The organism is Celeribacter sp., from assembly GCF_048270365.1.
Lineage (GTDB): Bacteria > Pseudomonadota > Alphaproteobacteria > Rhodobacterales > Rhodobacteraceae > Celeribacter.
In genome coordinates, this window is the sequence record NZ_JBLWTA010000031.1 from 1 (window position 1) to 24,351 (window position 24,351).

At 59.7% G+C, this 24,351-nt stretch carries 29 protein-coding genes and 1 pseudogene; 23 read left to right on the plus strand and 7 right to left on the minus strand.

All coding sequences use genetic code 11. The annotated features are described in order from the left end of the window. Both ACN0X0_RS20540 and ACN0X0_RS20545 read right to left on the minus strand, forming a co-directional pair. Positions 1-821, minus strand: an 821-nt coding sequence (locus tag ACN0X0_RS20540; protein ID WP_417280735.1) for an L-idonate 5-dehydrogenase, incomplete at its 3' end; no start/stop codon positions are given. Between the two features lie 17 nt (positions 822-838). Next, positions 839-1,786 carry a 2-hydroxyacid dehydrogenase gene (locus tag ACN0X0_RS20545; protein ID WP_417280736.1) on the minus strand — a complete coding sequence of 316 codons (948 nt, stop codon included), beginning with the start codon at positions 1,784-1,786 and terminating at the stop codon, positions 839-841. 123 nt (positions 1,787-1,909) lie between these two features. Here ACN0X0_RS20545 and ACN0X0_RS20550 point away from each other — a divergent pair, with 123 nt between their 5' ends. The 3 genes from ACN0X0_RS20550 to ACN0X0_RS20560 all read left to right on the plus strand — a co-directional run bounded on the left by ACN0X0_RS20550 (position 1,910) and on the right by ACN0X0_RS20560 (position 4,289). After that, a complete protein-coding gene (locus ACN0X0_RS20550; RefSeq protein WP_417280737.1) occupies positions 1,910-2,701 on the plus strand; it encodes an SDR family oxidoreductase in 792 nt (263 codons plus the stop codon). Beyond that, positions 2,688-3,227, plus strand: coding sequence for a gluconokinase (locus ACN0X0_RS20555; RefSeq protein ID WP_417280738.1), 540 nt, complete (start codon positions 2,688-2,690; stop codon positions 3,225-3,227). Before ACN0X0_RS20550 ends, ACN0X0_RS20555 begins: the two co-directional genes overlap by 14 nt. Before the next feature lie 66 nt (positions 3,228-3,293). Further along, positions 3,294-4,289 carry a substrate-binding domain-containing protein gene (locus ACN0X0_RS20560; RefSeq protein WP_417280739.1) on the plus strand — a complete coding sequence of 332 codons (996 nt, stop codon included), beginning with the start codon at positions 3,294-3,296 and terminating at the stop codon, positions 4,287-4,289. 40 nt (positions 4,290-4,329) lie between these two features. On the opposite strand, the gene ACN0X0_RS20565 is transcribed toward ACN0X0_RS20560, so the two are convergent. After that, positions 4,330-5,004 carry a 4-carboxy-4-hydroxy-2-oxoadipate aldolase/oxaloacetate decarboxylase gene (locus tag ACN0X0_RS20565; protein ID WP_417280740.1) on the minus strand — a complete coding sequence of 225 codons (675 nt, stop codon included), beginning with the start codon at positions 5,002-5,004 and terminating at the stop codon, positions 4,330-4,332. A 229-nt stretch (positions 5,005-5,233) separates the two neighbouring features. On the opposite strand from ACN0X0_RS20565, the gene ACN0X0_RS20570 reads away from it, so the two are divergent. The 8 genes from ACN0X0_RS20570 to ACN0X0_RS20605 all read left to right on the plus strand — a co-directional run bounded on the left by ACN0X0_RS20570 (position 5,234) and on the right by ACN0X0_RS20605 (position 11,934). Next, positions 5,234-5,665: an acetyl-CoA carboxylase biotin carboxyl carrier protein gene (locus ACN0X0_RS20570; protein WP_417280741.1), complete on the plus strand. Its 432-nt coding sequence runs from the start codon at positions 5,234-5,236 to the stop codon at positions 5,663-5,665. Continuing rightward, entirely contained in the window at positions 5,662-7,032 is a 1,371-nt protein-coding gene (accC, locus tag ACN0X0_RS20575; RefSeq protein WP_417280742.1) for an acetyl-CoA carboxylase biotin carboxylase subunit, read from the plus strand. The genes ACN0X0_RS20570 and accC overlap by 4 nt, the downstream gene beginning before the upstream one ends. Then, complete coding sequence (pxpB, locus tag ACN0X0_RS20580; RefSeq protein ID WP_417280743.1) at positions 7,025-7,678, plus strand: 5-oxoprolinase subunit PxpB; 654 nt, start codon at positions 7,025-7,027, stop codon at positions 7,676-7,678. The genes accC and pxpB overlap by 8 nt, the downstream gene beginning before the upstream one ends. Then, on the plus strand, positions 7,675-8,646 hold the full coding sequence (locus ACN0X0_RS20585) for a biotin-dependent carboxyltransferase family protein (RefSeq protein ID WP_417280744.1): 972 nt from the start codon (positions 7,675-7,677) through the stop codon (positions 8,644-8,646). Before pxpB ends, ACN0X0_RS20585 begins: the two co-directional genes overlap by 4 nt. 1 nt (position 8,647) lies before the next feature. Further along, on the plus strand, positions 8,648-9,043 hold the full coding sequence (locus ACN0X0_RS20590; RefSeq protein ID WP_417280745.1) for a hypothetical protein: 396 nt from the start codon (positions 8,648-8,650) through the stop codon (positions 9,041-9,043). Then, complete coding sequence (locus ACN0X0_RS20595) at positions 9,043-9,804, plus strand: LamB/YcsF family protein (protein ID WP_417280746.1); 762 nt, start codon at positions 9,043-9,045, stop codon at positions 9,802-9,804. Before ACN0X0_RS20590 ends, ACN0X0_RS20595 begins: the two co-directional genes overlap by 1 nt. Positions 9,805-9,855: 51 nt before the next feature. Further along, entirely contained in the window at positions 9,856-10,632 is a 777-nt protein-coding gene (locus ACN0X0_RS20600; RefSeq protein WP_417280747.1) for an SDR family oxidoreductase, read from the plus strand. Positions 10,633-10,725: 93 nt separating this feature from the next. Beyond that, entirely contained in the window at positions 10,726-11,934 is a 1,209-nt protein-coding gene (locus ACN0X0_RS20605) for an aspartate transaminase (RefSeq protein WP_417280748.1), read from the plus strand. Positions 11,935-11,995: 61 nt separating this feature from the next. On the opposite strand, the gene ACN0X0_RS20610 is transcribed toward ACN0X0_RS20605, so the two are convergent. Further along, entirely contained in the window at positions 11,996-13,723 is a 1,728-nt protein-coding gene (locus ACN0X0_RS20610) for an ABC transporter substrate-binding protein (protein ID WP_417280763.1), read from the minus strand. Further along, positions 13,657-14,052 (minus strand): annotated as a pseudogene (locus ACN0X0_RS20615) (ABC transporter substrate-binding protein); the annotation flags it as partial. The gene ACN0X0_RS20610 and the pseudogene ACN0X0_RS20615, both read right to left, overlap by 67 nt. 39 nt (positions 14,053-14,091) lie before the next feature. Between ACN0X0_RS20615 and ACN0X0_RS20620 the strand changes: the two are divergent. The 4 genes from ACN0X0_RS20620 to ACN0X0_RS20635 are packed head-to-tail and all read left to right on the plus strand — an operon-like array spanning position 14,092 to position 15,909. Further along, positions 14,092-14,481 (plus strand): transposase, encoded by a 390-nt coding sequence (locus ACN0X0_RS20620; RefSeq protein ID WP_417280749.1) that lies wholly within the window; start codon positions 14,092-14,094, stop codon positions 14,479-14,481. Beyond that, positions 14,481-14,831 (plus strand): IS66 family insertion sequence element accessory protein TnpB, encoded by a 351-nt coding sequence (tnpB, locus tag ACN0X0_RS20625; RefSeq protein WP_417280750.1) that lies wholly within the window; start codon positions 14,481-14,483, stop codon positions 14,829-14,831. Before ACN0X0_RS20620 ends, tnpB begins: the two co-directional genes overlap by 1 nt. Before the next feature lie 54 nt (positions 14,832-14,885). Continuing rightward, positions 14,886-15,488: an IS66 family transposase gene (locus ACN0X0_RS20630; RefSeq protein ID WP_417280751.1), complete on the plus strand. Its 603-nt coding sequence runs from the start codon at positions 14,886-14,888 to the stop codon at positions 15,486-15,488. Continuing rightward, positions 15,427-15,909 carry an IS66 family transposase gene (locus ACN0X0_RS20635; protein WP_417280752.1) on the plus strand — a complete coding sequence of 161 codons (483 nt, stop codon included), beginning with the start codon at positions 15,427-15,429 and terminating at the stop codon, positions 15,907-15,909. Before ACN0X0_RS20630 ends, ACN0X0_RS20635 begins: the two co-directional genes overlap by 62 nt. Before the next feature lie 59 nt (positions 15,910-15,968). Here the strand turns inward: ACN0X0_RS20635 and ACN0X0_RS20640 are convergent, their stop codons facing one another. Further along, on the minus strand, positions 15,969-16,151 hold the full coding sequence (locus ACN0X0_RS20640; protein WP_417280753.1) for a hypothetical protein: 183 nt from the start codon (positions 16,149-16,151) through the stop codon (positions 15,969-15,971). Positions 16,152-16,240: 89 nt separating this feature from the next. Next, a complete protein-coding gene (locus tag ACN0X0_RS20645; protein WP_417280754.1) occupies positions 16,241-16,672 on the minus strand; it encodes a TIM barrel protein in 432 nt (143 codons plus the stop codon). Between ACN0X0_RS20645 and ACN0X0_RS20650 the strand changes: the two genes are divergently transcribed. The 8 genes from ACN0X0_RS20650 to ACN0X0_RS20685 all read left to right on the plus strand — a co-directional run bounded on the left by ACN0X0_RS20650 (position 16,658) and on the right by ACN0X0_RS20685 (position 24,124). Further along, positions 16,658-17,032 (plus strand): substrate-binding domain-containing protein, encoded by a 375-nt coding sequence (locus ACN0X0_RS20650; protein WP_417280755.1) that lies wholly within the window; start codon positions 16,658-16,660, stop codon positions 17,030-17,032. The genes ACN0X0_RS20645 and ACN0X0_RS20650 overlap by 15 nt on opposite strands. Positions 17,033-17,052: 20 nt before the next feature. Then, entirely contained in the window at positions 17,053-18,084 is a 1,032-nt protein-coding gene (locus tag ACN0X0_RS20655) for a LacI family DNA-binding transcriptional regulator (protein WP_417280756.1), read from the plus strand. A 361-nt stretch (positions 18,085-18,445) separates the two neighbouring features. Beyond that, positions 18,446-19,384 (plus strand): substrate-binding domain-containing protein, encoded by a 939-nt coding sequence (locus tag ACN0X0_RS20660; protein ID WP_417280757.1) that lies wholly within the window; start codon positions 18,446-18,448, stop codon positions 19,382-19,384. Between the two features lie 98 nt (positions 19,385-19,482). Next, on the plus strand, positions 19,483-20,553 hold the full coding sequence (locus tag ACN0X0_RS20665) for an ABC transporter permease (RefSeq protein WP_417280758.1): 1,071 nt from the start codon (positions 19,483-19,485) through the stop codon (positions 20,551-20,553). An 11-nt stretch (positions 20,554-20,564) separates the two neighbouring features. Next, positions 20,565-21,350 carry an ATP-binding cassette domain-containing protein gene (locus ACN0X0_RS20670; RefSeq protein ID WP_417280759.1) on the plus strand — a complete coding sequence of 262 codons (786 nt, stop codon included), beginning with the start codon at positions 20,565-20,567 and terminating at the stop codon, positions 21,348-21,350. A 61-nt stretch (positions 21,351-21,411) separates the two neighbouring features. Beyond that, positions 21,412-22,308 carry a sugar phosphate isomerase/epimerase family protein gene (locus ACN0X0_RS20675; protein WP_417280760.1) on the plus strand — a complete coding sequence of 299 codons (897 nt, stop codon included), beginning with the start codon at positions 21,412-21,414 and terminating at the stop codon, positions 22,306-22,308. 11 nt (positions 22,309-22,319) lie between these two features. Next, positions 22,320-23,330, plus strand: coding sequence for a Gfo/Idh/MocA family protein (locus tag ACN0X0_RS20680; protein ID WP_417280761.1), 1,011 nt, complete (start codon positions 22,320-22,322; stop codon positions 23,328-23,330). Positions 23,331-23,350: 20 nt separating this feature from the next. Beyond that, positions 23,351-24,124, plus strand: coding sequence for a TIM barrel protein (locus tag ACN0X0_RS20685; protein ID WP_417280762.1), 774 nt, complete (start codon positions 23,351-23,353; stop codon positions 24,122-24,124). The last annotated feature ends 227 nt before the right edge of the window (positions 24,125-24,351 follow it).

Sequence of the window (24,351 nt, forward strand, 5' to 3'; positions counted from 1 at the left end):
ATCTCACCGCTGAGGCCGAGTTGAACCACCACGCCGCGGGGTCTCATCGCGTCGAGGGCAGGGTTCAGGGCCGCCGCGACGCCGGTGCATTCGAACATCGCATCGAAATAGCCTTTCCCCGTCGAATAGTCGGCGAGGCCGTCTTTGTCGCTGCCCGTGTTGATGGTCACATCGGCACCGATTTTGCGCGCCATGTCGAGTGTAAAGTCGGACAGATCGGTCGCGACGATTTCTTCGGCACCGGCGAGGCGGGCGGAGATGATCGACAGGAGTCCAATCGGGCCGCAACCCGTCACCAGCACGCGTTTGCCGAGCAGTTCACCGGCCCGACGCACACCGTGGAGCGTGACAGCAAGAGGCTCCGCCATCGCGGCTTCGCCCGCCGTTAGACCGTTGGCAGCAGCGCATTGTGCGACCTCGACAATCATCTCCTCACGGAACGCCCCCTGAATATGCGGGAAGGGCATCGCGGAGCCGTAAAAGCGCATGTTCTTACAGTGGTTCGGAAGACCCTTGTGGCAATAACCGCAGTTACCGCAGGGGCGGGACGGAGAGACGGCAACCAGATCGCCGACCGAAATGCCCGTCACATCGGTGCCGGTTTCGGTGACTTCCCCGGACACTTCGTGCCCGAGCACCATCGGCTCGCGCAGGCGCACAGTCCCAAAACCGCCGTGGTTGTAATAGTGTAAGTCAGACCCACAGACGCCTCCGGCCTTCATACGCACCCGAACCTCGGTTTTGCCGAGGGTGTTCTCGCGTGGCTCGACGTAGTCCTCGACACGGAGATCCTTTGCGGAATGGATAACTATAGATTTCATATCAATATCCTATGCGCTCAGATGACCGGTGTCGGAAGCGGTTTGCCGGCGAAATGCGCCTCAAGGTTTGCACGCACGAGGGCGCCCATGGCCTTGCGCGTCTCGACCGTGCCGGAGGCCTGGTGCGGTTGCAGCAGAATGTTAGAAAGATCCAAGAAGCGCGGATCGAGGCTTGGCTCTCCTTCGAACACGTCGAGCGCCGCAGAGCCGAGTTTGCCGGTCGAAAGGGCGTCGATCAGAGCCTCTTCGTCGACGTTGGACGCGCGGGACACGTTGATGAGCATCCCGTCCGGCCCAAGCGCTTCGAGAACCGAAGCGTCAATGATGTGGCGGGTCGCGCTCGACGCGGCTGCGGCGACGAAGAGGAAGTCGCTTTGCGCGGCCAGTTCGGTCGGCGTTGCCACAAAGGTCCAGTCCTGCGCGTAGTCTTTTGGCGCGATGTCGCTATAGGCGATGTCCATGCCGAAACCCGCAAGGCGCTTGGCGATTTCGAACCCGATCCGACCGAGGCCCAGAACACCCGCGCGGCGTCCAAAAGCGCGACGCTGGAGCGGCAGGTTGCCTGTCGTAGCCCAGTTGTCGGACCGCACCCATGCGTCGCCCGCAACCACGCCGCGCGTTTGGGCGAGCATCATGGTGACGGCAAAATCGGCAACGTCGCCGGAGAGGACGTCCGGCGTGTTGGTGACGCGCACATTGTGTTCGCAGCAGGCCCCCAGATCGACGGCGTCATAGCCGACACCATATACGGACACGATTTCGAGGTTCGGGCAGGCTTCGATCATTGCGCGACTGGCTCCGAGTTCGCCGCGGGTCGCGATGGCGCGGACCTGCGGTCCGTGTTCGGCGAGAAACGCATCCTTGTCGGCGGCTTCGAAGTATTTGCGGACGTCGTAGTCCTGGTTAAGCAGGTCCTGGTCCCATGCGGGGTATGCCCCGATCTGCATGATTGCGGGTTTGGACATCTGAATTCCTCCACTCGGGCTGATGTTTTGAGCGCAGATCGAATCTCTACACTTGACGCTATAAAGTTATCGATAACATAATTGGGAAAGACTCGCTTGTCGACATGAAAAAGGAGAGACCTGATGGGCACCGCACCAAATTACCTTGAAACCGCATTCGGACTGGCGGGGCGTCGTGCGCTTGTAACCGGCTCGTCGCAAGGGATCGGCCTCGCGCTCGCCATCGGTCTTGCGAAGGCAGGCGCCGCGATTGTGCTCAACGGTCGCGATGCCGCAAAGCTCGATGCGGCGAAGGCCGAGGTTCTAACGGTCTGCCCCGAAGCAGAGGTAACGACCCTCGGGTTTGACGTGACCGACCATGAGGCGGTGCGGACGGCGATTGACGGGTTCGAGGCCGAGCACGGTACGATCGACATTCTGATCAACAACGCTGGGATGCAGTATCGCACGCCTCTCGAAGAGTTCCCCGCCGACCGTTTTGAGGCTCTTCTCCAGACCAACGTCGCCTCGGTTTTTCACGTCGGTCAGGCCGTGGCGCGCCACATGATAGGGCGCGGCAAAGGTAAGATCGTGAATATCTGTTCGGTGCAGACCGCGCTCGCGCGTCCGGGGATTGCACCTTACACAGCCACCAAAGGTGCCGTCGGGAACCTGACCAAAGGGATGGCCACCGACTGGGCGAAACACGGGTTGCAATGCAACGCGATTGCGCCGGGGTATTTCGATACGCCGTTGAATGCCGCCCTCGTGACCGATCCGGAATTCACCGCATGGCTAGAAAAACGGACCCCCGCAGGCCGTTGGGGAAAGGTTGAAGAATTGGTCGGTGCCTGTGTATTCCTGTCCTCGGATGCCTCAAGTTTTGTGAACGGGCATGTTCTCTTCGTTGATGGAGCCATCAGTGTCTCGCTTTAAACAAAGCCACGTTGTCATTATGGGGGTTTCCGGCTGTGGCAAGTCCACGGTCGGAGCGGCTCTGGCGCGTATGGGTCGAATAGGGTATCTGGATGGCGACGATCTTCATTCGGTGGAAAATGTCGAAAAGATGCGGGCGGGTATCCCGTTGACGGACGCGGACCGCTTGCCGTGGCTTGAGGAATGTGGCGCGACGCTGGGTCGTGCGCATTCCGGTCTGGTTCTCGGATGTTCTGCGCTCAAGTTTGGCTACCGCGACATTATCCGGCGCACGGCCTTTCCGGTCCAGCCGGTGTTTGTTTTCCTGAACGGGAACCGCGACGTCCTTTTGGAGCGGATGGAGAGCCGAACCGGACACTATATGCCGAGTTCTTTGCTGGATAGTCAGCTGAAAACGCTTGAGCCTCCGGTGCCGTCGGAGCAGGCGATGATTGTCGACATCGACCAGCCCGCGGAACGGCTTGCCGAAGATATTTTCAACAGACTGGGCTGGCGCGCCGAGTTTGTTGCCCGGCGTCAGGTATGACGGTATCGTCCGCGGACTGAAAGAGGCGAGGTCATGAAGTCCCCAACGCGACATTCCAAAGTAAAGATGACTGATATTGCCGAGGCCGTTGGGGTGTCGGCAATGACCGTGTCACGTGCGTTCAAAGGTGACGCCAGCATCAAGCCCGAGACACGGGCGGCGATCCTGAGCAAGGCCGACGAGCTTGGATATGTCTTTGACGCGACGGCGGCGAACCTGCGTCAGAGCCGCACGGGCTTTGTCGCCGTGACAGTGCCGTCGGTGGAAAATGCCAACTTTTCCGCGACGGTCCGGGCGATTTCCCGTGAGCTTGGAAAAAAGAACATCCAGATACTGCTCGCCAACACCGAATACGATCCCGACGAGGAAGAGCGGCTGATCAACCAGCTGTTGCGCCGCAATCCCGAAGCGATGATTGTCACGGGCGCGCAACACACAAAACGCACCGACGAGTTGCTGCGTAAGTCGGGCATACCAATCATCGAGATTTGGGACCTTCCCCAAGCTCCCATCGGGCATGTGGTCGGGTTTTCCAACGGGGATTCCGTCCGGGCGCTCGTAGAACACCTTGTGAAGACGAGGCGTCGGAAGATTGCCTTTCTCGGAGGTGAGACCTTGGCCGATCCGCGTGGCGCCCAGAGGCGCGCGGGGTTTGTTGCGGCGCTTGGAGCGCATGGCCTTGAGGCGCACCGCCTTGTGCCCTTGGGAAGTGCCCCTGTCGGTATGTCCGAAGGGGCGACGGGGCTTGATCTCCTGCTGGAGCAGTTTCCGGATACGGACGCGGTCATGTGCGTCTCCGATCTCGTGGCGTTCGGCGCACTCGCGCAATGCGCGCGGCGGTCGGTCTCCGTGCCGGATGACATCGCAATCGCAGGGTTCGGGAATTATGAGATCGGTCGGATTTGTGAGCCGCCGCTTACGACCGTGGACGTCAAAGCGGAGGTGATCGGGCAGAGGGCCGCCGAGCTCGCCATTGATTTGCTCTCCGGCAATATGGATGACAGCGCCCATTTGCGGCACGTCATTCGCCCCGACCTTATCTTGCGTCGCTCCACGCCGTAAGCGACGCGGGGGCAGATCAATGCCTGCCCCCGGTTTTGGTTTACAGGTCTGTTGTCAGGCCTTTGGCCTCAAGCACCGGAGCCAGATTGCACAGGTCGATGACTGTGCCGCCGGCCTTGTAGTCCGCGATCAGTTTTGCCTCGATGTCGTCGCGGGCTTGGGATTTGACGGCGACCTCGGCCGCGTCTTCCTTGCGCACCATCACGAGGCCGTCAGCGTCGCCACAGATCACGTCGCCCGGACGGATGAGTTCGCCACCAACGACGATGTCGCTATTGATCTGGCCGAGCGTCTCTTTGACGGTGCCTTTGATACAGACGCTCCGGGAGAAGACCGGCAGGCCAAGTTCGATAAGAGCGAGCGTATCGCGCACGCCGGTGTCGGTAACGACCCCTGCGATCCCTTTGGCGACACAGGCGTTGCCGAGAACATCGCCGAAGCTGCCAGCCTCTTCGTATTCGCCTGCGGAGACGACAATAACGTCGCCTTTTTGTGCGTAATGGATCGCGAGCTGAAGCATGATGTTGTCACGCGGAGCGCTCTCGACGGTGAAAGCCGGACCACAGACGCGCATGTTGCGGTCGATCGGCTTGATCCGTGAGCTCAGCGCACCCAAACGGCCTTGTGCCTCGTGGATGGTTGCGCTTCCGAATTTGGACAACGCAGCCACGTCCTCGGTTTTTGCGCGTTCGAATTTTGTGATGATGTTGGGCATCAAACTCCCCTTTTCTCTGATCTTGCCGGACGTTCGCCGGTATCGAATGCGAGCATACGGGAGCTGCGCGCTCAGGGATAAGACCGTGAGCGTCTGACGTAATCGACAATCCATATGCCCGTAGGGGCGGGTCATGTGAAACCGCTCTGACATCATTGCCTGTTTCCGATGCTACGTTTTTTGAAACGCATGATTTGAAGACAAGACTCACGAAGGAGCCGACGACGAAATGTCGATCACACCCGAAACCCTGATCGCACGAATGGAGTGGACGGCTAGCAATGGTCTCAGTGAATTCAGCTGGTCCCAGGATGGCGCCAGCGTGCACATCAAACGCGAGACCGTGTCGGAAAGCGCCTCCCAACCTGCCCTTGATGCAATGCCACTCGTCGTCGCAGCGCCCGCTGCCGCCGCCGAAAGTGCAGGAAAAGGCATCGAGGCCCCTCTCACCGGTTTGGTTTATCTGTCCCAACAGCCCGGAACGCCGCCATTCGTAACTGTTGGGGATGAGGTCAAAGCAGGCCAGACCGTTTGTTTGATTGAGGCCATGAAAGTGATGACCTCCGTGACCGCAGAGACGGACGGGGTCATCGATGCGATCTGCATCGAAGATGGCGCGAGCATTGAGGCCGGAACCCTTTTGATGAAGGTGCGGGCATGAGCGAGGCAAACATCCAAACTGTTTTCGTCGCCAACCGTGGAGAAATCGCGCTCCGGATCATCCGTGCGAGCCGTCGTTTGGGGCTTCGTGTCGTCTGTGGTTTTTCCGAAGCAGATCGCGGGTCGCCCTATCTGTCGCTCGCGGATGAGACCATCTGTATCGGTCCGGCACCTGCGGCCAAGAGCTATCTGAATATTCCCGCAGTCGTGCGCGCAGCCCAGCTTTCGGGTGCCGATCTGATCCATCCGGGATATGGTTTTCTGTCCGAGAACGCAGACTTTGCCGAGGCGGTGCAGGCCGCAGGCATGACCCTCATCGGTCCCAACGCCGATGTCATGCGCCGCATGGGGGATAAGGTCGAGGCAAAGGCTGCGATGATCGCGGCAGGAGTCCCCTGCGTGCCCGGCCCCGACAGCGTGCTGCCGGATGACGTCGCGGAAATTTCGCGCATCGCTGAGGAGATCGGCTATCCCGTTATTCTCAAAGCGGCGGGCGGCGGCGGCGGGCGCGGGATGCGGATCGCGCGTGCGCAGGCTGAGCTGGCACAGGCCTACATGCTCACCCGACAGGAGGCGCAACGCTTCTTTGGGAATCCCGACATCTATATGGAAAAGTTTCTCGAACGTCCGCGTCATGTCGAAATTCAGGTGATGGCGGATTCGCACGGACAGGCGCTCTGGCTCGGGGATCGAGATTGCTCGATGCAGCGCCGTCACCAAAAGCTGATCGAAGAAGCCCCCGCGCCCGGCATCGACCGCGTGTTGATCGCCGAGATCGGCGCCCGTTGCGCACAGTCCTGTGTCGAGATCGGCTATGTCGGGGCAGGCACGTTCGAGTTTTTGTATGAGGACGGTGAGTTCTATTTCATCGAGATGAACACCCGAATTCAGGTCGAACATCCAGTCACAGAGATGGTGACGGGGCTAGATATCGTGGCGCTCCAGATTGATGTGGCGCGTGGCGGAAAGCTCGCGATGGCGCAACGTGATGTCCGGACCGAAGGCCATGCTGTCGAGTGCCGGATCAACGCCGAAGACCCGCTGACCTTCGCGCCCAATCCGGGCCGTGTCTCCGCGCTGCATATTCCCGGCGGGCCGGGCGTGCGCGTCGACACGCACATGGCGGCAGGGGCCGAGGTCTCCGCCAGCTATGACTCGATGATCGCGAAAGTGATCGCCTTTGGTGCCGACCGGACCGAGGCCATCGCCCGTGCGCGTTCGGCACTCGCCGAGATGCGGATTGAGGGTATCAAAACCAATATCCCGCTGCACCGCGAGTTGCTCGTTGAAGAGGGGTTCGCGGAGGGTGGTGTGTCGATCCACCATCTCGAACACTGGCTCAAGGCGCGGGAGGTTGAAAATGTCTGAGACCGGCCTGTTCCCCATCGGAAGCCGTGCATTGACCTATCAGGCCGACTGCCCGTTCGATCTCGATCACCAGCGCCGCATCTGGGCGATGGCCGATGAGGTGTCGCATTGGGACGACATTTGCGAAGCTGTGCCGGGGATGACCAATCTGACGCTTCGGTTTGCGTCGGTCCCGCAGGACTTTGACGCGCTGGAGGCCCGTCTCGACACGCTCTGGCAGCGCGGCGTGAAAAAAGACCTCACTGGCAAGGTGCTCAATATCGACATTACTTACGGTGGTGCCGGTGGCCCACATCTCCAAGAAGTTGCGGAGTTGACCGGCCTGTCCATCGATGACGTGGTTTCGCGTCACGCGACCCCCGCCTACACCGTTTTCGCGGTCGGGAGCCATGCGGGTTACTGCTATCTTGGCGGTCTGGATCCAAAACTTGAAACCCCGCGTCGCAAGGTGCCTCTGCAAAGCTTGCCCGGCGGTTCTCTCTCTGTGGCCGGTCTTCAGACGGGCGTCTCTGCGTCTGCCGGACCGAGCGGCTGGAACACGATCGGAACGGCCGATGTGCGGTTCTTCGATGTGATGCGCTCGCCTGCTGTGCTGTTGGTGCCGGGGGACCAGATCCGGTTCAACCCTCTGGAGGTGATCGCATGATCGAAGTGCTTTCCATCCCCCCACTCGCCACCGTTCAGGATCTGGGCCGCGCCGGGCACTGGGCACAGGGGCTTGGCCGTGCCGGTGCGATGGACCCTTTGGGCCATCAGATCACAAACTGGCTTTTGGGCAATGACGACAACGCGGCAACACTCGAAATCCCGCTGACGCCCGCGCGGTTCAAGATCGTCGAAGATACCGAATTCGCACTGACGGGGGCGGCCTGTGGCGCAAAACTCGACGGGGTGCCCTTGCCGCGCAACTGGTCCGGTCAGGGCCGCGCGGGCCAGGTGCTTGACCTCGGGGCCATGACGGATGGCGCGCGCGTCTACCTCGCTCTGCCCGGTGGGATCGATGTGCCGGAAGTGCTAGGGTCCAGAAGCACCCAGTTCCGTGAATCCTTTGGCGGCTATGAGGGACGGGTTCTGAAACCGGGCGACCGTCTCGTCGGATGCCGGACCGCGCCGAAAGCGGCGGGATCGTTGAGCTTTGCACCGCCGCCGCTGCGCCAGACGGGCGACGACGCCATTCGGCTGCGCGTCCTGCCCTCCGTTGAAACACGACAGTTCAGCGAGGCCTCGCTCGCGGCGTTTTTCCGCGAACCCTATAGGGTCACGCCGCAAAGCAACCGGCAGGGATGTCGCCTCGAAGGGCCGGTCCTTGAGCGCGTTGCGCAGGGCGAATTGAGATCGCACGGCATCGCGCCCGGCATCATTCAGGTGCCCGGCGGCGGGCAACCGATCATCCAACTGGCGGATGCGGCCACCATGGGCGGCTATCCGAAAATCGCCTGTGTGATCGAAGAAGATCTGTGGCGTATCGGACAGGCACGTCCGGGGGACAGGTTCCGGTTTGACATGATCGACCTGTCGCAAGCCCGCGACATCGAACGTGACACGGCGGCGCACCTCACCACCGCAAAGCGGTCCCTGCAAAAGGCACGCGCGCTTCAGGAAGGCTGGAATTGAGATGTTTACAAACAGCGAACTTGAGACACTGATCGAGGCCATGCGCCGCAATGGTGTGACGGAACTGGCCGTGGAACAGGATGAAGAGGCCCTGCGCCTCGGACTTGCGCCCCGACCTGCCGCAGTTGCCACCGCAACACCGCCCGCACCGACGCCTAACGCAAAGGTCAAAAGCCCGGCGATGGGACTGTTCGTTCCGGCAGGGGCCGACGATGGCCTGGAGGCGGTCGCTTGTGGGGCCCGTGTGATCGCGGGGCAAACCCTTGGCTACGTCGCCGACGAAGAGGCGCGCCTCCCGCTCACGGCGACAGCATCCGGCACGTTGCGCACCGACAGCCCCGCCGCATCGACCCTGATCGGCTACGGCGATGTTCTATTCGAAATCGAGGCAGACTGATGAAGATCGATATTAACTCCGACATGGGCGAAGGCTTTGGCCCCTATACCATCGCGGATGACGAAACGCTGATGACGCAAATCAGCTCCGCGAATGTCGCCTGTGGGTATCATGCGGGCGATCCGCTTATCATGGACCGAACCGTGCGCCTTGCCAAAGACAACAATGTCGATCTTGGCGCACATGTCAGCTTTCCCGACCGGATGGGCTTTGGCCGGCGGAAGATAGATATGGCCACCGACGAGTTGCAGGCGCACATCCTGTACCAACTCGGCGCGCTCCACGCCTTTGCACGCCGCGCCGATCACCGCATCACCCACATGAACCCGCATGGGGCGCTCGGCAATCTCGCCAGCGCCGATCCGGTGATCGCGGCGGCCGTGGCGGAGGCGACGATGGACGTCGATCCCGAGATCGCGTTCCTAGTGTTGCCGGGCAGCGCGCTCGAAACCGCGGCGCTTGAACGTGGTGGGCGGGTCGTGCGCCTGTTTCTGGCCGATCGGGGCTATCTCCCCAACGGTCAACTCGCGCCACGCGGTCAGGCCGGCGCTCTGGTCAAGGACATCGACGAGGTCGTCGCGCGCGTTCTCAAGGTTCTGAATGAGCGTAAGCTGATCTGCGTCACAGGCGAAGAGATCGACATGTCGGTCCAATCCATCCTCGTTCACTCCGACACACCCGGAGCCGTCGCGCTCGCCACGCGCCTGCGTTCCGAAATCGAAACATCCGGCGGTGAAATCGCACCGATTTCCACTCTTTGAGCCCGATGCCCGGCAGGGGGCATCGCAAGACAGACATAAAGGAAAAACAGAATGCCATTCTCTGATTACAAAACCGCACTCGTGACTGGCGCTTCCGGCGGCATGGGGCGTGCCATCGCCGAACGCCTGAGCGCAAAGGGCCTGACCGTGCATGCCTTCGCCCGCAGCGCGGACAAGCTCCAGGAGCTGGCGAAGGACGACGCGAACATCATTCCGCATGCGATCGACATCTCCGATACGGATGCGGTAACGAAAGAGCTTGAAGGGCTTGAGATCGACGTGCTGGTCAACTGCGCAGGCGTGTCGCGCCCCGGCAGCATCCTTCAGTCCAACCAATTCGACATCGACGAACAGATCGACGTGAACCTGCGCGCTTGCCTGCATCTCGCACGTCTGCTTTTGCCGGGTATGATGGAACGCGACAGCGGCCACATCGTCAACATCACGTCGATGGCGGGTCACTATGAATTCGGCGGACACATTGCCTATCACGCGACCAAAGCAGCGATGCACACCGTGTCGCGCCAACTTCGTGTCGATGCCTTTGGCCGTCGCGTGCGTGTGACCGAAATCAGCCCCGGCCGCGTAGAAACCGACATCTTTGCGAATGTCGAGAAGATCAGCCCCGAGGAAGCAAAGAAGAAATACTTCGAAGGGTTCGAAATGCCGCAGGTGTCCGACATCTGCGATGCGGTCGAATACGCAATAGGCACGCCGCAATACGTCAACATCAATCTGATCGAACTGCTGCCGACGCTTCAGGTCCCCGGTGGCCTCAGAACCGCCAAACGCGTGGGCGATGAAGTCATCCTCACCGGCAACAAGTAACTGGCATCAACCGCCTCGTTTTGCGTTCGGCCCGTTTTTTATCCCCTGCGGAACCGAACGCACCCCAAATGCTCACACCAATAGGAGCAGGATATGACCGTAGAAAAACTAGCGTCCCGCGTGACGTCCATCCGTATTTCCCCGAGCACTGCGGCCGCGCAAAAAGTGCGTGACCTCAAGGCCGAGGGCCGTGAAATTCTCAACCTCACAGTCGGCGAGCCGGATTTCGACACGCCCGACAGCATCAAGGCCGCCGCAATCAAGGCGATCGAAGAGGGTGACACCAAATATACGCCGGTCAACGGTACGATTGATCTGCGTAAAGGCGTTCAGCACGATTTTAAAACCCGTCTCGGGATCGACTGCGCGCTCGATGACATCTGTGTTGGCGGTGGCGCCAAGCAGATCCTCTTCGTCGCGCTTATGGCGACTGTCGAAGAGGGCACCGAGGTGATCGTTCCCGCGCCTTACTGGGTGTCTTACCCAGATATGGTCATCGCCAACGGCGGCACGCCCGTGATCGTGAAATGTGACGAAAGCGTCGGTTTCAAACTCACCCCGGACGCGCTCGAAGCCGCGATCACGCCGAACACCCGTTGGGTGGTTCTGAATTCGCCGTCGAACCCGACGGGTGCGGCCTATACCGCCGACGAACTGCGCGCTCTGGGTGAAGTGATCAAACGCCATCCGCACGTGCTCGTGATGTGCGACGAAATCTATGACCGGATCTGGTATGCTGATTTCGACGTCCAGAGCATCCTCGGCGTCGTGCCAGAGTTGCGGAATCAGGCGCTCGTCGTCAATGGCGTGTCCAAGTCCTACGCCATGACCGGTTGGCGGATCGGGTATGCCGTCGGGCCGAAGTTCCTGATCAATGCGATCAACAAATTGCAGTCGCAAATGTCGTCTTGCCCGTCGTCGATCAGTCAGGCGGCTGCCGCGGCTGCACTGCTCGGCACGCAGGAAAGCGTCGAAGCCTCCGTCGAAGTCTACCGCCAGCGCCGTGACCGTGCGCACGAGCTGATCAACGCCATCTCAGGCCTGAGCTGCACCTTGCCCGAGGGCGCGTTCTACCTCTTCCCGAGCTGTACCGGTGTGATCGGCAAGACCCAGCCGGACGGAAAGGTGATCGAAAGCGATCTCGACTTCGGCCTTTATCTGCTCGAAGAAGCAGGTGTGGCCTCTGTTCACGGCGGGGCCTACGGTCTGGAACCCTATTTCCGCATTTCCACGGCGACCTCGATGGAAGAGATCGAAGCCGCCTGCGCAAAAATTGCGGAAGCGGTCGCCAAACTCACGTAACGCGGGTCTGGCAGTCGTTAGAAAAGACAAAGGCTTGTGGGATATTCCGGCAAGCCTTTTTTCATGGGTCTTGTGTCATGTTGAACTGCGCGTTCCGACGGGCCATAGCGGACCGCATGAGGCGGGTGAGGGCGGAAATCTGAAACCATGCGATTGCGATGGCGGAGAGGATGAGATGGACGAAGCTGCCCATGCCCGAGGTCGGCAACCAGCCGAGCCCGACCGAGAAGACCCAGACGAGGACGATCCCGAGCCAAAAGTTCGGCATGGATTGGCCCAATAGCGCAAAGAGCTGCGCTGCGTTGTCGGTGGCGGACCCTTTACGGACCGCAGCCGCAATGCCGAGGGGCAGGACAATCACCACGCTGATGAAAATCGCCAGCCCACCCAACTGCAACGTGGCGGGCATCCGGTCGAGCACAAAGCCCATGGCGCTTTCACCGGGCCATTTCATGGAGGTGCCGAAATCGCCTTGGACGGCATTACCGAGGAAAGTGACGTATTGTTTCCAAAGCGGTTGGTCGAGACCCGAGTCGCGAATGAAGGTATCGATTTGGTCTTGTGTGGCATCGTCTACCAGATTGCTGTTCACAACGACGGCCGCCGGAACGGTCACCATTGGCAGGTGCGCATAGGTGTCGAAGATGCGGGTGAACGTCTCGCCGCGTATCGCGGGGTTCGTTTCCTGGATCAGCGCAGCGCCGAGGTCGTTCAACTCCGGATCACCTACGTCGAGGTGCGGGCTGGCGTGCGTGGTGAAAAAGATCTGGGAGCCGAGGGCGCTCGGACGCACGGGAGCGTTGCGCATCGGGGTCACAAAATCGGCGGTAAATCCGCGTATCGCAGTGTTGCCCGTCGCCCAGTCCTGTTCCCGCATTTCTGTTTCGATGCCGACGAGATCGAAATAGGCCTGAACAAGCTCGGCCATCTGAGCAAACTCCGGGTTGCCGGCGAGACTGGTCACAACGAGCGGGATTTCAGGGTGTTCGAAGCTGTCTGGATAGCCGGCTTCGGCCAATAGTTCCTGTGCGCGCTCCGGGTCATAGCCGTATTCGTCGTCAAACCGCGTGGCAAGTTCTTCGGAATAGCCAGGGAAACGGGGGTCCATTGTGTAAACAGGGAGGGTGCGGACTCCTTCGCCATAGAGGGCTTCGAGGATGACGTCGCGGTCAAGCGCACGGTTCATAGCCTCGCGCACCCGCACATCCGCCCATGCGTAGCTGCGCGCGTCACGGTTCTCTTCTGCATTTGGGTTCATGAATTGACCGGTGAAGAGCATGGTGGTTTGCATCGCGCCCTCGCTTGAGGCGATGACGGTGTGACCGGCGTCCGAGGCGTCCTCTTGGAGATCGCGCGGAAGGGTGACGGCATGTGCCTCGCCCGCAGACAGCATCGCTAGGCGCGTCGATGGCTCACTCACCCAGCGGAATTCGATCTCATCATAATCGGGAGTCGCGCCGGGCCAGTGATCGTCGATCGCGCTGAAAAGGATGGACTGACCCACTTCACGACCTTCGTATTCGAACGGACTGGACCCGGCGGGGGCAGCCTCATAGCCTTCGATCCCTTCGGCAGCGTATTGGGCCTTGCTGTAGATCGCGAGAGAGTCGCGTCCGGCGTGCGAGAACAGAAAGTTCGGCTCCGGTTCGGGTAGGTCGAAACGCACCGTGTGATCGTCGACTGCCGCAATCTCGATCTCGCGGAACAGGTTGATGACGCTGAGTTCGCATCGTCCCCGATGTGGAGATTGAAGCTGTGGATAACGTCCGCGGCGGTGACCGGACTCCAGTCGTCGTTAAAGACGGCATTCGGGTGCAGAGGGAAGGTCCATGAAGTGAAGTCTTCGTTATGTTCCCAGCTTTCGGCAAGCTGGCTGTTGTCGTACTTTCCCGTTGCAGGGTCCTGACCGACCAGTGTCTGAAGCGACGGCAGGATGAAGGCGCCGGTGGTGGCCCAGTAGAGGTTGGAGTCCGCTCCGAGCGGGCTCACGGCGACCACAACCTTGTCTTGTGCTGCGGTAGCTCCGGCCATTGCGTCACCGAGTACGGTGCCTGCGAGCAGCGTTGCCGCAAGTGTCCTTGGTCGTCCAAGTTTCAGTTTCGTAATGGCGTGCTTCATCGGTGATCTCCCTGTTGATTATTGGACGTGATTTTCTCCATGGAGACTACATATGAGGTTCTCCCGGCCAACGGCCGGGGTCGGCGTCGCCGGAAATGGCCGGATGAGCTGAAAGCGCGGATCGTGGCGGAGACGCTGGAGCCGGGTGTGACCGTGAAAGCAGCGGCGCGACGGCATGGAGTGCCCGCGAACCATTTATTTTCATGGTGGACGCTTGCGCGGACCGGGCGGCTGGTGCTGCCTGCGCCGGAAGATCCTGTTGAATTCGCATCACTGATTGTTGGGTCAGTTGATGATGCTCCACTTGGTAAAACCGGTGCGGTGAATCGACCTGAGATTGTTATGGGAACGGTGCTGATCCGGCTGGAAACTGCGGTATCAGCGGATCGGATTGTATCAATTATTCGCGGCTTGGAAGTCACCTCATAATGTTTCCGTCAAATCGCGTGCGGGTTCTGGTCTCGATGCAGCCTGTGGACTTCAGGAAAGGTCATGATGGTTTGGCAGCGTTTGTGTCATCTGTGCTGCGCAAGGACTCGTTCACCGGCACGGTTGTTGTGTTTCGTTCGCGCAGGTCGGATCGGCTGAAACTTTTGTATTGGGACGGCACCGGTCTGGTGATGGCTTACAAGCGGTTAGAGGAAACGGCGTTCACCTGGCCAGCGATCAAGGACGGGATGATAGCTCTGAACCATGCCCAGTTTGAGGCTCTATTTGCGGGGCTGGACTGGCATAAGGTAATGGCCTTGGAGATGCGTCCACCTGCTGCGGCAGGATGAATCAACCGCTGTCTTTTGCGTGTTATTTCTGGGGTTTTATCGAAGTCTCGGACCATGCCCGCGACAGCAGACATTGACCTTTTCACGATCCCTACCGCGCAGCGCACGGCGGTTTCGGCGTTGGTGGAAAAGGTCGCTGCGCTCACAGAAATCATCCAACGGCAAGAGCACCTGATCGCTGAACTGAACCACGCTCTGCATGGCAAACGGTCGAAAAAACTGACCGAGGATGAGAGGCAACTGGCGTTCGAAGATCTGCCGATCGCACTGGCTGAGGTCGAAGTGCAGAAGGGCCATCTGGCCGCTCAGTTGCGCGTCATTGTCTCCGTCCGCCCGAAATACGCCAGCCGGACTTGCACCGACGGCGTGACCCAAGCCCCCGCACCAACACACCTGATTACGGGGGGCTTGCCGACCGAGGCGACGCTCGTCCATGTATTGGTCAGCAAATACGCGGACCACCATCGTCAGAGCCAGATCTTGGCGCGCACGGGCCTCGATTTACACCGTGCGGTGCTGGCCGATTGGGGCGGCAAGGCGGCCTTCCATCTCAAGCCCGTCGTCGACCGGCTGGCCGAACCCTCACGAAAGGGCGGTGATCCCATTCGGGTGGCCCATTGCTGGGCACGCGCGCCGCAAGCTGAAGGAAGTCTTTGATCGCGACGGATCACAGGCCGCCGCCGAAGTCCTGCGCCGCATCGCCGAGATATATGCCGTCGAAGCAGACATCCGTGGTGTTTCGCCCGGCCAGCGCCTATCTGCCCGCAAGAAGCGCAACGCCCCGCTGGTCGCAGCCTTCGGCGACTGGCTGCAGGTGCAACGCCGTCAGATCTCCGCCAAATCCCGGTTGGACGAAAATCTGAACTATATTCATAACCACTGGGATGGGATGCAGACCTTCCTGACCGATGGGCGCATCGAGATCGACAACAACCGCGCCAAAAACCTGATCCGTCCCATTGCTCTAAGTCGGAAAAATGCGCTCTTCGCCGGGCACGACGAGGGTGGGACCGCTTGGGGCCGCATCGCCTCATTGATCGAAACCTGCAAGATCAACAATTTCGAACCCTTCGCATAGGTAATGTCCATCTCATCGACCTGTGGATCGATGACGAGGGCGTGCCAGTCGCCCGTGGCTTATTCAAAGCCAAAACGCGCGGCCGCCCGCTCTGCCATCTCCTGTATTGCATCGGCGAGCATATAGAGACGCGGTTTGGCTGGCAGGTCAGGGTAGAGCATTTTTGTGCGTCGGAAGGCATCGGCGTGCGCCTGGCCCATAAAGCCCGATCCGATCAGGCCAATGTTGAGAGTCTTGCTCATTGTCTGTCTCACATAGATTGGAAGGCGGAAAGGATGGTGTCGCGCCCGCGCGTCACGGCGGGCAGCGGCGGGGTCTTGTTCGGCTTCAATCACGAGCCAGCCCTGATAGCCTCTGTCACGGATGAAACGGGCGAGGGGGGGAAGTCGAGGCAGCCGTCTCCGGGCACGGTGAACATGCCAGTGCGCACCCAGTCGTTAAAGCTCAGATCATTCGCGCGGGCCTGCGCCATCACATCGGCACGCACGTCCTTGAGGTGGATATGGACAATGCGGTCTGCGAACCGCTCGATCAACTGCACATAGTCAAAACCCGCGCCTGCGGCATGCCCTGTGTCGAGCAACAATTCGACCTGTGGTCCGGTGAGCGACATGAGCGCCTCGATCTCCGCAAAGGTTTCCGCGACCATCATCAGGTGGTGGTGATAGGCAAGCGTCAGCCCGTAGGTGTCGCGCAGATGGATCGCGAATTCGGTCAGGCGGCGCGCATAGGCGGTTTTGAGGATGTGTTGGCAGAGCGTCATACCGCCTGTCGAATTGTCCGATTTGCCGAAAGCCGCGAGAACGACGACCGCGCAGGCGATCTTGCGGCGCAGGCGCTCGCCGCCGAGGACGGGTTGGTCGGCATCTACAATGCGTCGGCTGGCGGCATGAAGGTGGCACAGGCCATCAAGCGGGCAGGGCGCAGCGATGTGGTCTATATCACGCACGAGCTGTCGGAGCAGAGGCGGGCATTCTTGAAGGCGGGACAGATTGACACCCTGCTTGATCAGGAACCCGCAACAGAGATCGCGATTGCGCTTTCGGTGATTGCTCGCTACTTCGGGAGAGTTGACGACTTCGCCCTTGCGATTCTCTGTATGGATTTACATCATATGAGGTGATTACATCAGGGAAGGGCGCCGTGGCCAACAGACCGACCATCAAAGACATCGCCCGCGAAGCAGGGGTGGGTCCCGCGACTGTGGACCGCGTTCTCAACGGGCGGGGCACAGTGCGGGAGGAGACCATGCGCAAGGTGGCAATGGCGGCGCACAAGGTCGGCTATCATGCCTCCGCCCTCTTCGACCAGCGTCTCGATACCTCTCTGCCTGAGATGACATTCGGCGTTGTGCTGCATAAGGGGCGGCAGGAATTCTATCAGAACTTCGCAGCTGAGATCGAACGGGCCGTCACAGAGCGCAGTGATATTCGCGGGCGCGCCCTCATCCGGTTTTCGAGCGCGCAGACGCCGGAAGCTTTTCTCGAAGAGATCCACAAGATCAGCCCCAAGATCGACGCTTTGGCCAGTTCCGCTGTCAATCATCAGAACATCACGCAAGAGGTGCAACGTCTTAAGGATCGGGGCATTCCGACCTTTGCCCTCCTCAATGATTTTGCGCAGGGGGTGCGGGAAAATTACCTGGGCTTGAACAATATGCAAGTCGGACGCATGGCGGGGTGGATGGTCTCGACAGCGGCACGGTCGGGTGGAAAGCTCGGCGTTTTTGTTGGCGGCAACCGGTGGCACGGTCACGAATTGCGTGAAACCGGCTTCCGAAGTTTCGTGCGCGACAGCTCGCCCAAGTTCACGGTGCTCGATTCTATGGTGAACCTTGAGACGCGCCAATTCACTTATGAAGCGACGTTGGAGCTGCTCGCACGCCATCCCGATTTGCGCGGGCTTTATGTCGCCGGGGGCGGTATGGAAGGAGCGATTGCGGCGCTGCGCGAGACCGTACGTCCGCATGATGTGGCGCTCGTGGTGAACGAATTGACTGAAGACAGCCGCGCTGCACTGGCCGACGGATATGTTACAATGGTGATCTCCACACCCCTGCGCCAGCTCTGTATTGATCTCGTCGATATGATGGTGAAATCCGTAAAAAACGGGGGGGGCGCTGTGCCGGGGCAGGCATTTTTGCAGCCGCATGTCTTTTTGCCCGAATCGATATAATGATGTTTTTACATCAAAATTACCGCCTCAAAGACATCATGGATGATGTGATATTGCCGGCCATCAGTTGACCCGAAAGCCGAAATGGGATCAATCTTCGGCCAGTCGAGACATGGTGACATGCTCTTGGCAGGGAGGACTACATCATCGGATACTGTTGCGCAGCGATAGGGCAACCTGTCGATCGCATCATCTCCGTCGACCATAGGGTCGACGGCAACGATGAGATTTGCCTCGCTAAAATTTTACTGTCCGCTGCGCCTCGAGGAGGATGCGCTGCGGATGCGGCCCTCTCGGGGGTTGCTCCGGCACAACAACGATATGACCGACGGGCCAGGCGTCGGAATTGGGAGGAAATTCAATGAAAAAGACTATTTTCGCGGCTGGTGTCGCAACGATGCTCGCCTCGACCGCATCCGCAGAGACCATCGGCGTCTCCATGGCGCTGTTCGACGACAACTTTCTGACCGTTCTGCGCAACGGCATGATCGACATGGCCGAGGGTATGGACGGTGTCGACATTCAGGTTGAAGACGCCCAGAACGACGTTGCCAAACAGCTCGACCAGATCAACAACTTCGTTGCATCCGGCGTCGATGCGATCATCGTGAACCCTGTTGACACCTCTGCAACACAGGCAATGACCGCCGCTGCCGAAGCCGCTGGTGTGCCGCTCGTCTACGTGAACCGCCAGCCGATCAACGTTGACAGCCTGCCAGACAATCAGGCCTTTGTTGCTTCGAACGAAATCGAATCCGGTACGCTCGAAACCTTCGAAATCTGTAAGAACCTGCGTGCTGCCGGTAAGGGTGATGGCGCACGTGCCTACGTGATGATGGGTGAGCTCTCCAACCAGGCCGCTGTCCAACGCACCAAAGACATCGAAGATGTTCTGTCCATGGATATGTGCAGCTTTATCGAAGTTGTTGACCAGCAGACCGCCAACTGGTCGCGTGACGAAGCACAGGATCTCATGACCAACTGGCTGTCCTCAGGTGAGCCGTTTGATGCTCTGATTTCCAACAACGACGAAATGGCCATCGGCGCAATCCAAGCCATGAAAGCGGCTGGCATCTATATGGCCTCCGTCGAGGTCGGTGGTGTTGACGCGACTGCGGATGCTCTAGCTGCAATGGCCGCCGGTGATCTCGACGTGACCGTGTTCCAGAACGCCGCAGGGCAGGGCGCCGGCGCCCTCGATACGGCGCTGAAGCTGGCTGCGGGCGAAGAGGTAGCCCGAAAAGTCTATGTGCCTTTCGAACTCGTGACGCCTGCCAACCTTGGCGATTACACAAAGTAACCCAGACCCAGGTCTGAAATTGAAAACAGTGAAGCGGAGCACAGGCGCCGCTTCATCTTCCGCGCCGTGACCGGCGTGCCGCAATCTGGGAGCAAGACATGTCAAAATCATCGCAGGGCATCGGGGGTTTGACCTTCGACGACAAAAAGAAAGCGCGCGCGCCCGAGTGGAACGTCTTTTTCGCGCTGATCTTGATTGTCGTTATTTTCGAGGGGCTGGGGGCCATGCTCATGGGCCAGAGCCTGCTGTTTGATAGCGCGGACCGCTTTGGCAGCATCTTTAACGAAGCCCGCCTGAAGATCATCATCCTGCAGGTGTCGATCATCGGGATTATCGCCCTGGGATCGACACAGGTTATCATTCTGGGCGGTATCGACCTCTCGCCTGGCTCCATCGTCGGCGCAACGGCCATGATCGCCATGTCCTTTGCCCAGGTCGCCGAAATCAACGGGATGGCCAATCCCAAGCTGATGTTCGACGGCATTTCCGATCTGCCCGTCCTCGTCCCGATCATCGTCGGCATCCTGTGCGGCGTCCTCGCGGGCGGAATCAACGGGGCGCTGATCGCCTACACCAAAATTCCGCCCTTCATCGCCACGCTCGGCATGATGGTCTTTGCCCGTGGCGTTGCGAAATGGTGGTCCAAAGGCCAGCCGATTTCCTTCCCGACCGACAGCTATGCGGCGCTCGGGGCCGGTATGACACCTGTCTTTATCTTCATCGCGCTGGCAATCCTGTTCCACCTGATCCTGAAATACACCGTTTACGGTAAGCATACCTATGCCATCGGCTCTAACGAACAAGCGTCCCGCATGTCCGGTATCAAGGTAGAGCGCCACAAGGTGCTGGTCTACACCATCGCCGCTGTGCTCGCCGCACTCGCCGCCATCGTGCTCTCGTCCAAGAACCTCACCGCTCAGGCCGGTATGGGTGTCATGTACGAACTCGACGCCATCGCAATGACAGTCATCGGCGGTGTCTCTCTCTCGGGTGGTCGCGGCTCAATCCTCGGCACGGTCCTCGGCGCTCTGATCTTCGGTGTCATCATCTCCGGTTTCACCTTCCTGCGCCTCGACGCCTACTATCAGGAAATGGTCAAGGGCGTGATCATTGTCGGCGCAGTTGTACTCGATCAATACCGCCAGAAACGCAATGCAGCACGGATGTAAGGAGCAAATATATGTTGGACTACAGCACTTCCGAAATCGTGCTCGAAACGCGCGATCTGACCAAACACTACGGCGGCGTTCACGCTCTCGAAGGCGCCAACTTCAAAATCCATAAAGGCGAACACGTCGCCATCATGGGCGACAACGGGGCGGGCAAATCCACCTTCGTGCGCCAGATCACAGCTGTGGAACAACGCACCCGCGGAGACATCATCCTCCATGGCGAGCCGACCCACTTCGACGGACCGATCAAAGCGCGCGAGGCCGGGATCGAGACCGTGTTCCAGAACCTCGCACTTACCGATGATCTGGATGTCCCGTCGAACCTCTTCCTCGGCCGGGAGAAGGTGAAGTTCAAACTCGGACCGTTCTCCATCCTCGACAATAAAGCCATGCGCGAAGCGACCATGGCGGGGCTGGTGAAAACGGGCGTGAAAATTCCTAACATCCTGAACTCGATCCAGAACATGTCGGGCGGTCAGCGCCAGTGTGTTGCCATCGCCCGAACCGCGGCCTTCCATTCCAAACTCACCATCATGGACGAGCCGACGGCCGCGCTTGGCGTGCAGGAAACGGCACAGGTGGAAAACATCATCCGCACGCTCAAGGAGCAGGGTGAGCCGCTAATCCTGATCAGCCACAACATGCGTCAGGTGTTCGACCTGATGGACCGGATCGTCGTGTTCCGCCGTGGCCGTATCTGTGCCAACCTTCGCGTGGAAGAAACCGATCCACAGGATGTCGTCGCCTACATCACCGGCGCCAAAACCGGCGCGGAATTCCCTGAAGCACAATAAGTCATCCCCCTGCCTGCCCCGATGGCGGGCAGGGATGAAACCTCAAAAGCGGAGAGGCTCCATGAAACACACTCTTGACCCGCATATGATCCGTCATCTGTCTTTGGAGGACACAGTGGCGAAGGTTGCCGAGCTTGGTTACGACTATGTGGAGATGTCTCCGCGCCCTGATTTCTTTTCCTGGTGGACCCGTCCAAAACTATACCCCGAGCGCATCAAGCTCTTTAAAAAAGCGTTGAAAGACAACAACGTCGGGCTTGCCTCCATCCAGCCGATGTATCGCTGGGCGTCCCCTTACCAAGATGAATGGGACATGGCGATCGACAACTGGAAACGCGCCATCGAGTTCGCTGTCGAGCTAGAGTGTCCGATGTTCGTCTCCGAATTCGGCCGCGGCGGGTCGCCCAACCGGTCCCTCAACGACCGCTCCGGCATTCACCGCCCTGAGGTCTGCGAGGGCCAGTTCTTCCGTGCGATGGATATTTTGGTGCCGATCCTTGAAAAAGAAGGCATCAAACTGTCGCTCGAAGCACACCCCGAAGATTGGGTCGAGGAAATTCACCCGGCGATTGACATCATCAAAACGATCAACTCGCCGATGGTGCGCGCTTCTTTCATCGCGCCGCACACGTTCTTTTACGGCCCTGACATGGAAGCCAACCTGCGCGCCACCGAGGGTCTCTTGGAGCACGTGCGTCTGGCCGATACCTACGATCACAACAAGTCGTCCGAGCTGCGTTACATCGTGAACCCGCCGGAATCCAAAGTCCGCGTGCACCAGCACCTCGACTACGGTGACGGCGAGATCGACTGGGATCTGTTCTTCTCTACGCTGGCCGACATGAAATTCTACGGCGTTCTGTCAAACTGCGTCTTCGCCTGGGAAGACCGTGCCGAAGACAGCGCCCGCTTTATGCTGGCTGAAACCAAACGCTATCTCGACAAGCACTTCAAATAAGGACCATCCAAATGACTCTCAAAATCGGTGTTATCGGCACAGGCATGATCGGTCGCGATCATACCCGCCGTATTCAGCAAGTGCTCGCAGGCGCCAAAGTTGTCGCTCTGTCAGACTATTCCATTGACGCTGCCAAAGCCGTTCAGGCCGATCTGGCCCCCGACGCCACAGTCTTTGATACAGGGCAGGAACTGATCGCTGCCAACACGGTCGATGCCGTTCTGGTGTGTTCGCCGGGGTCCACCCACGAGGAGTACGTCCTGGCTGCAATCGAGGCTGGCAAACCTGTCTTCTGTGAAAAACCGCTGGCCACCACAGCCGAAGGCGCAAAGCGTATTGTCGATGCAGAAGTCGCCGCCGGAAAACGTCTCGTACAGGTCGGTTTCATGCGGCGTTATGACAGCGGCTATGTCGCGCTCAAAGACGCGGTTGAAAGCAAAACCGGCGCGCCGATCATGGTTCATGCCGCGCACCGCAACCCGACCGTGCCGGCACAGTATGTTACGCCCATGGCTATTCACGATACCCTCGTGCACGAGATCGACGTCTTCCGCTGGTTGCTCGATGATGACTATGTGTCGGCCCGCGTGACCTTCCCGCGCTCTTGCGCCGCAACCCATGCCAAACTGCGCGATCCGCAGATCGTGACCCTGACGACCGCCAAAGGCGTCGTGATCAACACCGAGATCTATGTGAACTGCAAATACGGCTATGACATCCAGTGTCAGGTCGTGGGCGAAGACGGCGTGGCCTATCTGCCGGAGCCGCAGGCCATCACCCTGCGCCTCAATGCCACGTTGCAGAAAGAAATCCTGACGGATTGGAAGGACCGCTTCGTCGCCTCCTATGACGTCGAGTTGCAGGACTTCATCAAAGCCGCGGCTGAAGGCACCGCATCGGGTCCGTCGTCCTGGGACGGCTACATGGCCGCCGTAACCTGCGACGCATGCGTCGAGGCACAGGAGGCCGACGGCGCCGCGATCACCATCACAAACCCCGAGCGCCCCGCGCTCTACAGCTGAGGTTTCCCATGCGTTTTGCAATGAACCATATCGCAGCGACGAAGCTGCCGCTCGAAGCGTTCTTCGAGATGTCCAAACGCCTCGGGATCACCGAGGTGGAGATCCGCAACGACATCCCCGACGTCGTTGGCACCATGCCCGCCGAAGAGGTGAAGGCCCTGGCCGATAAACACGGCATAACCATTCTGTCGATCAACGCGCTTTACCCGTTCAACGTCTGGTTGGGCGATTTGCCTGACCGTGCGGTTGCGATGGCCGACTATGCCGCAGCCTGTGGTGCGCAGGCGCTGGTCATGTGCCCACTTAATGACGGCAACGAGGTGTCTTTCGGTGATCTCGTGACCGCCCTCAAAGAGATGAAACCAATCCTCGACGCACGCGGACTTAAGGGCCTCCTTGAACCCCTCGGCTTTCCAAGCTCCTCGATGCGCAAGAAAGCGACCGCCATCGAGGCCATCAAGGCCGCAGGCGGCGAGGGGACCTACAAACTGATGCACGACACTTTCCACCATCATCTCGCCAGCGAGACGGACTTCTTTCCCGAATGGACCGGGCTCGTGCACATCTCCGGTGTCACCAATCCGTCTGTTGCCGTGGACGATATGCTGGACGCGCACCGTGTTCTGGTAGATGCAGACGATCGTCTGAAAAACCTCCCCCAGATCAAAGCGCTGCTCGAATTGGGCTACACCGGCCCCTTCAGCTTTGAGCCCTTCGCGGAAGAAGTGCATAGTCTGAGCGATCCGGAGGCTGCTCTGGCGATCTCCATCGATCATGTGAAATCCGCACTCTGAACCTCCCCGCCGAAGGCCGGACGGGCAACCGCTCGGCCTTCGGGTCGATCCCCCCGATACCACCAACCTAACAGGCACATCCCCATGACCAAAGACCTTGACGTAATCACCATTGGACGCGCGGGCGTCGATCTTTATGGCGCCCAGATTGGGGGGCGTTTGGAGGACATGGGGTCCTTCGAGAAGTATATCGGCGGTAGCCCGACCAATATTGCCTGCGGCACGTC